The organism is Sphaerisporangium sp. NPDC088356 (assembly GCF_040685555.1).
Taxonomy (GTDB): Bacteria; Actinomycetota; Actinomycetes; order Streptosporangiales; family Streptosporangiaceae; genus Sphaerisporangium.
On sequence record NZ_JBFBIK010000004.1, the window covers coordinates 130,408 to 143,763 of the forward strand.

Genomic DNA, 13,356 nt, shown 5'->3' on the forward strand with positions numbered 1-13,356 from the left:
CCCTGCTCCGGCTCGCCCCGCAGCTCGACTCCCCACCGGCCCAGCGGTGCGTCCCGCGGCTCGATCCCGGAAGCCGGGGGGACGCGGCGGCGGCCGTCGGACCGTAGCCGCCCATCCCCCCTCTCGCCGGTTACTTCCCGGCCACCGTGAAGACGATCTTCCCGAAGACGTCGCCCTGGTGGAGCGCCGCGAAGCCCTCGTCGGCGTGGTCCAGCGGCACGACCCGGTCCACGACGGGACGTACGCCGGTCTGCTCCAGGAACGTGGTCAGCCGGCGGAGCTGGTCGCGCGTACCCATCGTGGAGCCGACCACCGAGAGCTGGAGGAAGAAGACCCGGTTGAGGTCGGCCGGCGGCACCGCGCCGCTGGTGGCGCCCGAGACGACGATCCGGCCACCGGGACGCAGGGACTTGAGCGAGTGATCCCAGGTGGCCTGCCCGACGGTCTCCATCACGGCGTCCACCCGCTCGGGAAGCCGGGAGCCGGGTGAGAACACCTGGTCGGCACCGAGTTCGAGCGCCTTGGCGCGCTTGTCCTCCGAGCGGCTCGTCGCCCACACGCGGTAGCCGCCCGCCCGGCCGAGGGCGATGAGCGCGGTGGCCACGCCGCCGCCGGCCCCCTGGACGAGCACGGTCGACCCCGGCTCCAGCTCCGCCTTCTCGAACAGCATCCGGTACGCGGTCAGCCATGCCGTGGGCAGGCATGCCGCCTCCTCGAACGACAGCGCGGCCGGCTTGGGCACCAGGTTGCCGCGCGGCACCGCCACCCTCTCGGCGAACGTGCCGTCGTAGGTCTCGGACAGCAGCGAGCGCTTGGGGTCCAGGGTCTCGTCCCCGTTGACCGGAGTGCCGATCACCGAGTGGACGACGACCTCGTTACCGTCCTCGTCGACTCCGGCTGCGTCGCAGCCGAGGACGATGGGCAGCCGGTCCTGGCGGATGCCGACTCCTTTGAGCGTCCAGAGGTCGTGATGGTTGAGGGCCGTGGCCCTGACGGTCACCGTGGTCCACCCGTCGAGGAGCTTCGGCTCGGGGTGCTCACCGAGCGTGAGCCCGGCGAGAGGGTTGTCGGGGTCGGTACGTGTGCACGTTACGGCGAACATGGCGGAACCCTATCCCCGCGCCCCGGACCGCCCGCCGACCCCACCCTCTCCAGGCCGCGCCATCCACGACGGGCCGCCGGGGATGAATCCGGCGAACCACTCCAAATTCGGGGATAGCACGCCTTGGCAACATTGGACTTCGTTGCGCGCGATGAACCGCGCCTACGGCGGTTACCGGAGCAAGGCCGCAAGTTTAGTCAAACCATCACACAACGCTCCGACGACACGCCGACACCAAAATAAATACGAGCGTCCGAGCTGAATCACTGAAGTGCGCTCACCGGCTTTTCACCCGACGCGCTTTCCCCGTCCTGGCAGGGCTTCCAGCCCGCATGGCCCCGAGACGACCGCCCGACTTATCACGATAAAAGGCCGAGTAGTTACCTTATATTCTTTGCAATTAACTCCCTGGTAGCGCGAATCTCCCGCATGTCGGACAACGGTATTGAGGTCGACCATGCGTAGGGTCGGATATGCAGGCGCGCCAGCATCGAGGTGCTCCTTTACTTTGAACTGCAAAAAGAAAAGGACCGCTTTATGATAGACGTCGGTCACCCTCGGTCTCTACAACGTAATGTCGGTCGTTCATGGCTGACGGCAGCTCTCACGGGCGCTCTCGCGATGGGCGCACTCGTCGCGACACCAGGTAGCGCGAGCGCGAACCAGGCGCCGCGGGACCTCGGCACGAAGGCAGCATCCCTGCTTCCCGCCGCGCCCGTGAAGCCAGGGTTCGCCGTCACCGTACGACGGGCCATAGCGACCACGATCACACTGACCTCGTCGCAGAATCCGGCCAAGAAGGGACACTCGGTCACGTTCACCGCCACGGTGACGGCGACCGGTACCAACATCCTTCCCACGGGCACCGTCGTGTTCCGTGAGGGCTCGAAGAATATCGGCACGGCCCAGCTCGAAGGAGTCGCCCAGGCGACCTACTCCACGTCGAGCATGGACGAGGGCTCGCACAACATCACCGCCTTCTACCAGGGCAACGCCTCCTTCGACCCCAGCACTTCCCAGGTGCTGATCGAGAAGGTCGAGGACGAGAAGAAGAAGGATGACGAGAAGAAGAAGAAGGAGGAGAAGAAGAAGGACGACGTCCGGGACGATGACGAGACGGACGATGACGACCCGGGCGTAACCCACCACAACAACATGGAGCACCGCTGCCGCCACTTCAGGAACGATGACGAAGGGGACGACGACGGGGGCAGCAGCAGCTCACGCGACAGGACGCGGGAAGACCTTCGCCGTCGCTGCCACAGGTACTGGCACAGGCACGAGAACGACTTCACGACCCTGATCGACAAGGGCATTCGACGACACGTCGAGGGCCACTACGACAGGGGCGGCGGCCACCGCGAGTACTGGGACAACAGGCACCACCGCTGGGTCCCGGAGCACGAGGAGCACTACTACGAGAAGCCGTCCCACCACAAGAAGCAACACCACCACCACCACAAGCACAGGCCGGTCGTGCAGCATTTCGCCGTGACCGGTTGATCCACCCGGCCCGGCGTCCCAGAGGGCCCGCCCGATCCGCTTGGGCGGGCCCTCAGGCTCGTCTCCGCCGCCGCCCGCCGAAACCCGCCTCGAACCCGCTTGTGCCCGGCGCCGGCCGCCGAGTCCAGACCTCCCGTGACCAGCCTCCGGCCACCGGGCCCAGACCTCTTCTCGTAAGCCTTCACAGCAAACCCGCCGAGCGCCGTCCTCTCCCTCCCACTGGCCGAACCTCACCGTCATCCCTCGAACCGCGATAAAGCGATTGCCTGTATTTCCGGGGGTTCCATGTACGTTCGCCATCGATCCACGCGCACAACCATCATGATCGTCGCGGTGGTCACCGCGGCACTCGCGGGCCTCGTCATGCTCGTGATCTTCACCAACAGGAAAGTCGACCGCGAACTGGCCAGGCCACCGGCGCCACCGGCCAAACCGGCGGTCCCGGTCAAGGTGACTCCCAAGCAGCTCGCCGCCCTCCCCCTCTCGACCACGTGGACGAAGGTCGCCAAAGCGGAGCTCGACCCGCAGCCCTTCGCCGTGAGCGACGGCCTCATCGTGCACCCGAAGGCGTCCAAGGTCGTGTACGCCGAGCCGGGTGGCCCGCCGATCGCGGTGGTGCCGGCGTCCCAGCTGGACAACCCCACATGGCTGCCGGTGATCGAGTCCCGGCCTGAGTGGATGCGGGTGCTCCTCCCGAGCAGGCCCAACGGGTCCACCGGCTGGATCCACACCGGCGACGGCCAGATCAAGCAGACGTACAGCCCCTACCAGGTGCGCATCAACCTGACCTCGCGCCGGCTGACCCTGCTGAAGGACGGACAGGAGACCGGGTCCTGGCCCGTGGCGATCGGCAGCAAGGAGACCCCCACCCCGCTCGGCCGCACCTTCCTGCTCGCATCGCTCTCCCCGCCCGAGGTCACCTACAGCCCGGTAATCCTCCCGCTGGGCATGCACTCGGAGAAGCTGCAGACCTACGACGGCGGCCCCGGCACGGTCGGCCTGCACGGCTGGCCCGACAAGAGCGCCTTCGGCCAAGCCGTCTCGCACGGCTGTGTCCGCCTGCCCAAGGACGGCCTGGACGCCGTCTCCCACGTCCCCCTAGGCACCCTGATCATCATCAACCAATAGGCCCAAGGCTGTGACCGGCGTCTTCAGCGGGTCGCGACGGCTCGGCGGTAGGCGCCGGGGGTCACCCCGAAGCAGCGGGTGAACCAGCGGGTGAGGTGGCTCTGATCGGTGAAGCCGGTCATCAGGGCGATCTCCGCGAGCGAGTGCCCCTCGACGAGCAGCCGCCGGGCCGTACGCAACCTGAGCTGCCTCTGGTAGTCACTGGGCGCCATGCCGTACGCCGCCTGGAACGAGCGGTACACGGCGAACCGGCTCCGCCCGGCGGCGGTGGCCAGGTCATTCGCGGAAATCTCCTGGTCGGCCCCGCCATGCAACAACTCGCGAACGACCCGCGCCGTCCCGTCACCCGCCCCGGCCCTCACCCTGACACGCGAACCGGCACTCAGACCGGCGCTCGGACCTGCGCTCGGACCGGCACTTGCACCCGGGCTCAAGTGAGCGCTCGGATCGGCTCCGCGTCCACCGGCGGTTCCAAATGACGCGCCGAGATCCGGCAGCCGCACGCTCGCACGCCTGGCCATCTCCACCACCACGGTGTCGAGCAACTCGTCACGGCGCAGCGGGGTCGCGCCTCCCAGCAGGGACTCATGCAGGCCGCGCAGGGATCTGGCCAGTCCAGGGTCGGGCATCACGGGCTCGGTGAACAGCGGCAGTCCGACCTCACGCTCGGCCGCCTCCCCCAGCACGTCGGCCACCAGGTCAGGCCCGATGTGCACCATGCGGTACGTGAAGCCCAGCTCGTCGGTCGCGTGCCCGTCATGGGGATCGTCGGGGTTGAAGACCATCACCATGCCCGCAGCGCTCGTGTGGGCCGAACCCCGGCAGGTGAAGCTCTGCGCCCCCTCCTCGGTGAAGCCGAAGGAGTACGTCTCGTGGCTGTGCCGGTGATAGACGTGCCGCTCGAAATGCGCGTGCATCGCCTCCAACGGCCGGTCAGGCGAACGCCAGTACCGCGACCAGTCCCCCATCCCGCCATTCTCACCCCGCACCAACCGCCTCCACCCCTTCACCCCGGAAGCCCCACTCCCCCGAAGGCCCCACTCCCCGAAGGCCCTCTCACAGCCGAAGGGGCCCGATCTCAAGATCGGACCCCTTTCGGCTATCTCACATTCGCCCCCGCCGATGACCGGCGTGCTCTGCCATCACTGTTGTCACCGTTGTGGCTGGCCAGAGCGAGCATCCGGGCCTGCTAGTCGACCACAGGCGCCGTCTGCCCCGGGTTCGCCGCGATCGCGGGCTTCTCCTCGATCACGACAGCGGGCTTCACCTCCGCCGTGGGTACGGCCGCGGGCTGTCCCTCCTCCTCGGTCGCGACCGCCGGCTTCACGTCCGCTGCGGGTTCTGCAGCGGGCTTGACCTCCGCCTCAGGCGCGGGCTTGACCTCCGCCTCAGGCGCAGCCTTCACCTCCGCCTCGGGCGCGGCCTTCACCTCCGCCTCAGGCGCGGGCTTCACCTCCGCTTCGGGCGCGGTCTTGACCTCGGCTTCGGGCGCGACCGCGGGCTGCGCCGCGTTCGTGGCGGTCACGACCTCCTGCTTCACCTCCACGTCCGGCGCGGGCTTCACCTCCGCCGCGGGCACGATCGCGGGCTTGACCTCCGCCTCAGGCGCAGCCTTGACCTCCGCCTCAGGCGCGGTCTTGACCTCCGTCTCGGGCGCGGGCTTCGTTTCTGCCTTGGGCGCGGTTGCGGACTGCGCCGGGTTCGTCCCGGTCGCCTGCTGCTCCGGGCTCGTTCCCGTGGTGTTCGCGTGCTGAGGCTCCTGGCTCGAACCCACAGGCGGCGGTTCGTTGATCGAGCTCGCGCTCGCAGCCGATGAGCCGACGGCGGTAGCCGTACACAGGGCCAGGGCCAGGCAGCCGAGGCCAGTGGAAATACGTCGCATGAGAGTCCCCCGATACGCATGACGTTTGAGCGACGGCAAGCCTCCCGCGCCCGTACCCCCAGATCAAGGACCGACGCTCTGCGTTCCAGCGAGCCGGTGCCGCACCGCCGTACAAGACAGGACACCTCGCACCGTGCCAGGCTGCGAACATGCGTTTCGACACGAAGATCGGCATCGTGGTCCGGGAGGATCTGGCCATCTGGCAGAAGCTCAACGTGACCGCGTTCCTGGCGAGCGCCGTGGCAGGCGGGGCCGATGACGTCATAGGCGAGCCGTACGCGGACGGTTCCGGCAACGCCTACCTCGCGATGTTCCGGCAGCCGGTGCTCATCTACTCCGCCGACGCCGAGGAACTCACCAGCGTCCACACCCGCGCCCTCAGCCGCGGGCTCGCCACAGCGGTCTACATCGAAGAGATGTTCAAGACCGGCCACGACGAGGACAACCGCGCCGCCGTCCAGGCCGTACCCGCCGACGCCCTCAACCTCGTCGGCCTCGCCGTCTACGGCCCCCGCAACGCCATAGACAAAACCCTCAAGGGCCTACCCTTGCACCCCTGACCAACGAGCCACCGGCTCCCGAACCGCCTACCGAGGACACCGAGGCCCGACCAGCTCTCCAGGATCGAACTCCACCCTGAACGGCTCGGCCAGCGACAACACCTGGCCCGCCAGGGCCTCGGCCACCGGCTCGAGCACCTTCGATTGACTGAAGTCCGCGTTCGAGGTTCCACCGGGCAAATGCGTTCGACACGAAGATCGGCATCGTGGTCCGGGAGGATCTGGCCGTCTGGCAGAAGCTCAACGTGACCGCGTTCCTGGCGAGCGCCGTGGCCGGCGGGGCCGAAGACGTCATAGGCGAGCCGTACGCGGACGGTTCCGGCAACGCCTACCTCGCGATGTTCCGCCAGCCGGTGCTCATCTACTCGGCACGATGCCCCCATGGGTACTACCCGGAAGCCCGATCAGCCAACCCGGGGTAGTACCAATGGTAGCATCAGCAGTATGAAACTGAGTGTCAGCCTGCCCAGCGAGGATGTGGCCTTCCTCGATGAGGCCGTCGAGCGAGGCGACGCCGCATCTCGGTCCGCTGCGATCCACTCCGCGATCGAGCGGCTCCGTTCGTCCGGCCTCGAAGACACCTATGCCGCCGCTTTCGCGGAATGGAACGCGAGCGAGGATGCCGAGCTATGGGACTCCACAGCCGGTGACGGCGTTGCCGATGCGGCGCGGTGACGTCTACTGGGTCACCCTGGACCCGGTGAGAGGCTCAGAAACCAACAAGACCCGCCCGGGCGTCATCGTGAGCAATGACGCGGCCAACCGTGCCGCCGCGCGCAGTGGCCGGGGCGTGGTGACGGTCGTTCCCATCACCTCCAATGTCGATCGCGTCTTCTCCTTCCAGGTCCTGCTACCTGCCGACGAATGCGGGCTCACTGTCGACTCGAAGGCACAGGCAGAACAACTCCGAGCGGTCGCCGTCGACCGACTGGGCACCCGGATCGGGAGCCTGCACCCCGCGACCCTGAGCAAGCTGGACAGCGCCCTACGCACCCATCTCGCCCTCTGACGTCGATCACCGTGCGCAGATCCGCCGTCCGTCGAAAGCCGAGAAGTTCGTAGGCGCTCGCCCTGGAAGGTCTCTTCTCCAGAACCAAGAGAGGAGACCACGCCGCGGCGCCCTCCTCTTCGACGAACTTGGCGCCATCAGACGGCCGGATGCGAGGAGATGTCCGTGGAGTTCGTCTCTGTCGTCGAAGCAGCGGGGAAGGCCGTAGACCTCGTCGGCATGGGGGTGATCGTCGTCGGGGCACTGCTGGCCAAGGTTGCGTAGGTCGGCCAGGACGTGGGGCAGTTGCCCGGTTCTGGCCTGGCAGTCATCTTCGCGAAATGTGCGATCTCGGACGTAGTGATCGCGGTTCTCCACGGTCCAGTGCTGGCGCACGTAGGTGTTCAGATGCACGGGACCGGCCACGTCCGCAGGCCAGCCGGGGCCTGAAGATCGGCTGTGTGAGAACACCGATCCTGGGGAGTCGTGCCCTTCTCGCGCCCGAATTGGGGCACCCATTACCAGCCGGAACCGCCCACGTCAGCCACATGCAACGAACCAACCCCTGTCAGAACACCAAGACCGGCTGAACTTCCATCCAGCAAGTTGTCTCTCTCGCAAAGGACCCGACCTGGGAACCAGGCGGGGACGGTGACTCAGCCCATTCCTCCAGAGGCGATACGCCAGCGCTCCGAATCCTTATTCCTCACTAGGAGATAACTCCACGCGTTCCAGCCGTCATGGAAGCTGACCGCTTCGCACTGCCGCAAGGTGAAATCTACGAATACTCTCTTCACTTGCCGGTAGGTCTCCGCCTCATATGAATCTGGCGTCGGTTCGCTGATTCGCACGTCTCCAACGCTTATCCAGTTGTTCAGCGAACTGTCAGGGGTCGACACCTCTACCCGCCAGTACTTAGGGTCACAAGCGTTCGAACCGTGTCCCCATCACGTGCGATCACGGCTTCCAGATAGGCCTTGACCACAGCTGTGGGCGTCGCGCTCATCGAGGGGACGGCGACGGGGGGGCCAAGAGAAAAGCGCGTTGGCAAAATGCACGTAACCTCCCCGTCGGGTCTCACAACGTGGCCTTGGGCGTGTCGAAGGATGCGCAGTCAGACCGTGAACCGAGCGTCGTATCGCTGGTGACGCTGAGCGTGGTGGTCGGGTCTATCGTGACGGGATAGACGGTCGCCGGGTCGGCCGGCCAGACGGCATCCGGCTTGAGCACCAGCACCTGCTGACCCTTTTCACGCACCACCGATGTACCGATCTCGCCGATCCGGTGTGCGGTGACGACCAGGTCCGCCGACGGCCCGGCAGCAGCACCGACATACGTGGCTACGTTGCCCTTGACCACCGGGCGTGGGAGTGGCCTGCCCCACGACAGGGCGAAGCGCTGACACTCGAAGTAGCCAATGAGTCGTGCGCGGATCCCCTGAAGGGCATTCCTCCACCTGGAACACCAGGGCGCCTTTCGGCGTGTCGCCCATTGACGAGCCAGCCCGGCTACGGAGGAGGCGGTTGTGGAGTTCGTGTCCATCGTCGAAGCGGCAGGGAAGGCCGTCGACCTCGTCGGCGTGGGGGTGATAGTCCTCGGGGCACTGCTGGCGAGCGGCGTGTTCGGCCACGAGTTGCTGCACCGCCGCGCGACCCACGACGCTTACCGGCGCTACCGCCAGACCATGGGCCGGGCGATCCTGCTGGGCCTGGAGTTCCTCGTCGCCGGAGACATCATCCGCACGGTGGCCATCTCGCCGACTTTCCAGAGCGTCGGCGTCCTCGCCGCGATCGTCCTGGTGAGAACCTTCCTCAGCTTCTCAATAGAGGTGGAACTGGAGGGCCGCCGACCCTGGCGCCCCAAGCAAGAGTCGCCCCGGTCCTGATCGTCAAAATCAATGTTCTGCCTCAGAAGTTGAAGACGGCGCCGGTGTAGGCGCTGAGTTCGCAGGTGTTGCCGAAGGTGCGTTCGAAGTAGAGACGGCGCCCGTCCCATATGCCTGAGGCGGAGACCGTCATCGGCTCGTAGCGCTTCGCGCAGGCGGCGTCCGACGACATCTTCAGGTCGCCGAGGTCGCCCTTGACCGGTTCGAGGAGCCGGCACGCCTCGGTCGCGCGGGGATGCGTGCCGCCGGGCGACGCGCACTGCAGGAGCACGACACGGTCGGACGGCGTCGCCGACTCGCCGCGGGCGATCGTGAGCAGGAGCGCCCGGCTTATCCCCCTGACCGGATGCCATGCCGCGGAGTGGGCGGCCGGGCCTCCGGGGAACGGCCTCGGGATCGAAGCGGCAGCCGCGCCCGCGGATGGGGCGACCACTCCCACGGACAGGGCCGCCCCCAGCGACACTGCCGCGGCAAAGGGCAGGGCCGCCCGCAGGGCCAGGGCCACCAGCGGGACCGGACCCACTCCTGGAGGCAGGGCCGCGCAGGTCAGGCCGGTGAAGAGACGTCGCATGTGAATCCCCCGATTTCGCATGGCGTGGAGCGGTAACCCACCTTCCGCAGGTGTGCTTGCCGATCAAGCGCCCAACCATGATCGAAGAGCGAAGTTCGACGCATCAGGTATCTCTCCGGTTCCACCGGTTTCATAACAAGCCGGTAACGGACATCCACTTTTGTCCGGTTTAGGGCCTAGTGACCAAGATCGCCGGAGTACGGTCTGTGCTGTCTCTTTACGTAAGCGTGGGACCTTCCCGGGCATCCCATGACAAAGAAGGAGCTCAATGAACACCCGAGCAAAGCGCCTCATCCTCCCCCTCGGTGGTGCGCTCGTCGCCACCAGCATGATCGGCGTAACCCTCTCCACCTCTGCCAGCGCGCAGGCCAAACCGACTCCCCTCAAGTCGGGCGCACTGGCGAACGGGACCGACGCGAAGGCCATCGCGGGGTCCTGGACGCCCAGCAAGCTGAAGTCGGCGAAGCACTACTCCGAGGACTCCTCGGTCTCCGCCAAGCTGAAGAAGAGCACCAGCAAGGCCTCCGCCGACGGCAAGGCCGGCTCGGTGGCCCCCACCGGTGCCGGAGGCAAGACCGCCGGCACGTCCAAGAACGTCAACCTGCCCACCAACGTGGGCAAGGTGTTCTTCCAGGTCGACGGCAAGCCGTACTGGTGCTCCGGCACCTCGGTGCAGTCGAAGTACCGCAACCTCGTCGCCACGGCGGGCCACTGCGTGTACGACACCGACAAGAACACCTACGTCGACAACTTCGTCTTCATCCCCGGTTACTACCAGGGCAAGGCGCCGTGGGGCGTCTACGTGGGCGCGAAGGTCAACCTCCACGACGACTTCACGGTCTACGAGGACTACGACTACGACTACGCCTTCGTCAACGTGTACAACGGCGTCAAGCAGACCGGCGAGAAGATCGTCGCGAAGAGCGAGTACGACGCGTACAAGGGCCCGAAGTGGGCCAAGGACGAAGAGATCACCAAGGACGAGTACCAGAAGAAGGTCGACGAGAAGGGCGGCGAGACCGCCGACGCCTGGTCGAAGTCCACTGGTTCCGAGACCGTCCTCCCGTGGGGCACCGCCGGCGGCCAGCGGGTCGTCAAGGAGGTCACCAAGGACGACTACGACAAGGCTCCCGCGGCCGATGCCAAGGTGAACTACGCCAAGGCGCCGGGCAAGACCGCCACGGAGATCGTGGACGAGGTCACGTACAACAAGTACACCGGCCCCGGCTACAAGAAGATCGTGGACTCGGCCTACGCCATCACCCACTACTACGTGAAGTACTGGGTGAAGAAGACCACCACGGTCAAGTACTACAAGACGCTCTTCCACATCAAGACGTTCGTGGACGCGGGCCGTCTCGGCGACAACGTCGGCGGCCAGGGCTTCACCTGGAACCGGAGCACGAAGGCGAAGCAGTTCAGCTTCGGCTACCCGACGGCCGCGCACCTCGACGGCAACAAGGCCTACACCGGCGAGACCATGAAGTGGTGCTACGGCCAGACCGCCGCCGCTCCGGCCGTCTCCAAGTACAAGGCCGAGGAGCAGCTCGCCATCAAGTGCGCCTTCACGCCCGGCGCCACCGGCGGCCCGTTCCTGATCGAGTACAAGAGCAGCAAGCGGACCGGTTACCTCAACGGTGTCGTGAGCCTGACTCTGGACACCGACGGCAACGGTCGCTACGACCACATCACCACGCCGTACTTCAACAGCGACACGTACGGCATCTACAAGTACGCCGCCAACCTGTGGACCGGGAAGCTTACGACCAGCTGACGCGAGCCACGGCAGGGTAGGGGGCCCGGCCGCATATCCGGCCCCCTACCGGCGTACTCGTCCACGCGACCCGATCACCTGTCCGATAACGAAGTGAATCCAGGTCAGGCAAGTACAGTGCCGATTGTTAGTTGATCTGGAAAAATCGCCCTTCACCGTTGTCTGCACTCTTTTAGATCACTGGAAGGTACGAAATGCCACCCCGAGCGAAGCGGATCGCGCTCACATTCTGCGGTGCCCTGGCGACCGCCAGTGTGTTCCTGTCCGCGGGCCCGGGGCTCGTGCAGGCGCTGGCCGATACCGCGTCGGCCCCCGCGGGCATCACGACCCTTCCAATGGCGCAGAGCGACGCGGACCTGCAGAAGGTCGTCGACTGGTGGACGCCCGACCGGTTGAAGCACGCCAGCAGCTACGCGCCCAAGACAGAGGCCTCCACCGCGACCGCCTCGGCGAGCCCGAGCAGCACGGCGACCACGCTGACCCCGGCCGCGGCGGCGGCCGACAGTACGACCAAGGCCCCCAACAGCAAGACGTCCGCCCTCGTGGGAGCGGCGCCACCGAAGACGGTCAAGACGGTCAGGACCAAGAACGTCAACCTCCCTCCGACGGTGGGAAAGGTGTTCTTCCGCAAGGGCACCGCCGAGTACTGGTGCTCGGCCTCGTCCGTGCACGCCAAGTACGGGAACGTCGTCGCCACGGCGGGTCACTGCGCCTACGACGTCAAGGCGGGCAAACCGGTCGAGTCCTGGGTGTTCATCCCCTCCTACACCGGTAACGGGGCGACGCCGTACGGCATCTACGTCGGACACACGCTGCACATCAACGACACGTACGCGGCGACCGGCGACTTCGACTTCGACTACGCCTTCGTCACTGTCCACCACGGCTACCGCTGGGATCCTGACAAGGACACGAACGGCATCCCCAAGAAGGACGCCAAGGGCCAGCCGCTGTACAAGACCGTCGACACCGGACGCCTGGAGAGCCAGGTCGGCGGCCAGGGCTTCGCCTGGAACAGGGGGTACGTCGTCGCGGCCTACGCGTTCGGGTACCCCGCGGGCCCCAACACCGACCTCAGCCGGCCGTACACCGGCCTGACGATGGAGTCGTGCCTCACCCGGGCCACCAGGAAGATCTCCACGCAGAAGTGGGAGCTGGACAACGGCGTCCTGTTCAGCGGCTGCGGCTTCACGGCCGGGGCCAGTGGCGGCCCCTGGCTGATCAAGTACAGCCCTTCGCGGCGAATTGGCTACCTGAACGGCGTGAACAGCCTCACGTACGACCTGAACGGCGACGGCCGCAACGACAGCGTGTCCTCTCCGTACTTCAACACGGCGACTTATCTCGTGTACTCCTACGCGTCCCGTCAGAAGACCGACTGAGCGTCTAGACCTGTCACAGAGAGAAGGGCCCGGCGGATGCCGGGCCCTTCTTTCGTTGTGGCGTCTCGGCGGCAACCTTCCGGCTCTGGCCCGTTCCCACGAAGAACACCTTCCGGCCACTGGCCCGTTCCATGGCCGCCAGGGCTGCACGCATAGGCGTTATGTCCGATTCGGGACGCCTGCGGAGCCGTTAGACGTAGCCACCCGCCGATTCGGCTCCCCTGAAGTCGTGTGATCTGCGTCACACATGGATCGGCGCTGTCACGAAGCGGTCACTCACGCAACATGTGGACCGTTTGTCACAGCAGTGCCCTGATCTGCGCGAATGGCACGAACTTGTGATGGCTTGACAGCCGATGTCCACCGATCTGGTGATCACGGAAAGATCACACAGGGACGAACGCCAAAAATCGCCACGGATCCGGTTACCGCAGACAAGATCTTCTCTGTATCTTCCTAGTTATCCCTTTACTGACGCATGGGGCGCAAGATGCGTTCCACGACAGGCCCAGGAGTTTCCTTGAATACCCGAGTTAAGCGTCTCGCCCTCCCGATCGGTGGCGCCATCGCCGCCACCAGCA

Annotated in this window: 14 protein-coding genes; 9 read left to right on the forward strand and 5 right to left on the reverse strand. The window is 66.3% G+C overall.

The genetic code is table 11. From position 1 onward, the window contains the following. Positions 1 to 130 precede the first annotated feature (130 nt). Positions 131 to 1,102, reverse strand: a complete 972-nt coding sequence (locus tag AB0O34_RS03465) for a zinc-binding dehydrogenase (RefSeq protein WP_363912132.1) — start codon at positions 1,100 to 1,102, stop codon at positions 131 to 133. A 621-nt stretch (positions 1,103 to 1,723) separates the two neighbouring features. Here AB0O34_RS03465 and AB0O34_RS03470 point away from each other — a divergent pair. Continuing rightward, positions 1,724 to 2,605 carry an Ig-like domain-containing protein gene (locus tag AB0O34_RS03470; protein ID WP_363912134.1) on the forward strand — a complete coding sequence of 294 codons (882 nt, stop codon included), beginning with the start codon at positions 1,724 to 1,726 and terminating at the stop codon, positions 2,603 to 2,605. Between the two features lie 321 nt (positions 2,606 to 2,926). Further along, the gene (locus tag AB0O34_RS03475; protein ID WP_363912136.1) at positions 2,927 to 3,733 is read left to right on the forward strand and encodes a L,D-transpeptidase; all 807 of its coding nucleotides are present in this window, start codon (positions 2,927 to 2,929) and stop codon (positions 3,731 to 3,733) included. Between the two features lie 23 nt (positions 3,734 to 3,756). On the opposite strand, the gene AB0O34_RS03480 is transcribed toward AB0O34_RS03475, so the two are convergent. After that, positions 3,757 to 4,722, reverse strand: coding sequence for an AraC family transcriptional regulator (locus AB0O34_RS03480; protein WP_363912138.1), 966 nt, complete (start codon positions 4,720 to 4,722; stop codon positions 3,757 to 3,759). Between the two features lie 200 nt (positions 4,723 to 4,922). Further along, the gene (locus tag AB0O34_RS03485) at positions 4,923 to 5,654 is read right to left on the reverse strand and encodes a hypothetical protein (RefSeq protein WP_363912140.1); all 732 of its coding nucleotides are present in this window, start codon (positions 5,652 to 5,654) and stop codon (positions 4,923 to 4,925) included. A 110-nt stretch (positions 5,655 to 5,764) separates the two neighbouring features. Here AB0O34_RS03485 and AB0O34_RS03490 point away from each other — a divergent pair, with 110 nt between their 5' ends. The 4 genes from AB0O34_RS03490 (at position 5,765) to AB0O34_RS03505 (ending at position 7,184) form a co-directional block, all read left to right on the forward strand. Next, a complete protein-coding gene (locus AB0O34_RS03490; protein ID WP_363912142.1) occupies positions 5,765 to 6,175 on the forward strand; it encodes a DUF2000 domain-containing protein in 411 nt (136 codons plus the stop codon). Between the two features lie 203 nt (positions 6,176 to 6,378). Continuing rightward, positions 6,379 to 6,597: a DUF2000 family protein gene (locus AB0O34_RS03495; RefSeq protein ID WP_363912161.1), complete on the forward strand. Its 219-nt coding sequence runs from the start codon at positions 6,379 to 6,381 to the stop codon at positions 6,595 to 6,597. A gap of 22 nt (positions 6,598 to 6,619) precedes the next feature. Beyond that, positions 6,620 to 6,850, forward strand: a complete 231-nt coding sequence (locus AB0O34_RS03500; protein WP_363912144.1) for a ribbon-helix-helix domain-containing protein — start codon at positions 6,620 to 6,622, stop codon at positions 6,848 to 6,850. After that, positions 6,837 to 7,184, forward strand: a complete 348-nt coding sequence (locus AB0O34_RS03505) for a type II toxin-antitoxin system PemK/MazF family toxin (protein WP_363912146.1) — start codon at positions 6,837 to 6,839, stop codon at positions 7,182 to 7,184. The genes AB0O34_RS03500 and AB0O34_RS03505 overlap by 14 nt, the downstream gene beginning before the upstream one ends. Before the next feature lie 1,056 nt (positions 7,185 to 8,240). Here AB0O34_RS03505 and AB0O34_RS03510 read toward each other — a convergent pair. Beyond that, entirely contained in the window at positions 8,241 to 8,522 is a 282-nt protein-coding gene (locus AB0O34_RS03510) for a hypothetical protein (protein WP_363912148.1), read from the reverse strand. 166 nt (positions 8,523 to 8,688) lie between these two features. Here AB0O34_RS03510 and AB0O34_RS03515 point away from each other — a divergent pair, with 166 nt between their 5' ends. Next, a complete protein-coding gene (locus tag AB0O34_RS03515; protein WP_363912149.1) occupies positions 8,689 to 9,048 on the forward strand; it encodes a DUF1622 domain-containing protein in 360 nt (119 codons plus the stop codon). Positions 9,049 to 9,070: 22 nt separating this feature from the next. On the opposite strand, the gene AB0O34_RS03520 is transcribed toward AB0O34_RS03515, so the two are convergent. Further along, complete coding sequence (locus tag AB0O34_RS03520; RefSeq protein WP_363912151.1) at positions 9,071 to 9,619, reverse strand: SSI family serine proteinase inhibitor; 549 nt, start codon at positions 9,617 to 9,619, stop codon at positions 9,071 to 9,073. Positions 9,620 to 9,887: 268 nt separating this feature from the next. Here AB0O34_RS03520 and AB0O34_RS03525 point away from each other — a divergent pair, with 268 nt between their 5' ends. Both AB0O34_RS03525 and AB0O34_RS03530 read left to right on the forward strand, forming a co-directional pair. Further along, entirely contained in the window at positions 9,888 to 11,393 is a 1,506-nt protein-coding gene (locus AB0O34_RS03525; RefSeq protein ID WP_363912153.1) for a hypothetical protein, read from the forward strand. Between the two features lie 194 nt (positions 11,394 to 11,587). Continuing rightward, the gene (locus AB0O34_RS03530; protein WP_363912155.1) at positions 11,588 to 12,775 is read left to right on the forward strand and encodes a hypothetical protein; all 1,188 of its coding nucleotides are present in this window, start codon (positions 11,588 to 11,590) and stop codon (positions 12,773 to 12,775) included. Positions 12,776 to 13,356: the final 581 nt, after the last annotated feature.

Coding starts and splice junctions, on each gene's coding strand:
- AB0O34_RS03465 (WP_363912132.1), bottom strand. CDS start 1,102: ATGTTCGCCGTAACGTGCACACGTACCGACCCCGACAACCCTCTCGCC.
- AB0O34_RS03470 (WP_363912134.1), top strand. CDS start 1,724: ATGGGCGCACTCGTCGCGACACCAGGTAGCGCGAGCGCGAACCAGGCG.
- AB0O34_RS03475 (WP_363912136.1), top strand. CDS start 2,927: ATGATCGTCGCGGTGGTCACCGCGGCACTCGCGGGCCTCGTCATGCTC.
- AB0O34_RS03490 (WP_363912142.1), top strand. CDS start 5,765: ATGCGTTTCGACACGAAGATCGGCATCGTGGTCCGGGAGGATCTGGCC.
- AB0O34_RS03500 (WP_363912144.1), top strand. CDS start 6,620: ATGAAACTGAGTGTCAGCCTGCCCAGCGAGGATGTGGCCTTCCTCGAT.
- AB0O34_RS03505 (WP_363912146.1), top strand. CDS start 6,837: ATGCGGCGCGGTGACGTCTACTGGGTCACCCTGGACCCGGTGAGAGGC.
- AB0O34_RS03520 (WP_363912151.1), bottom strand. CDS start 9,619: ATGCGACGTCTCTTCACCGGCCTGACCTGCGCGGCCCTGCCTCCAGGA.
- AB0O34_RS03525 (WP_363912153.1), top strand. CDS start 9,888: ATGAACACCCGAGCAAAGCGCCTCATCCTCCCCCTCGGTGGTGCGCTC.
- AB0O34_RS03530 (WP_363912155.1), top strand. CDS start 11,588: ATGCCACCCCGAGCGAAGCGGATCGCGCTCACATTCTGCGGTGCCCTG.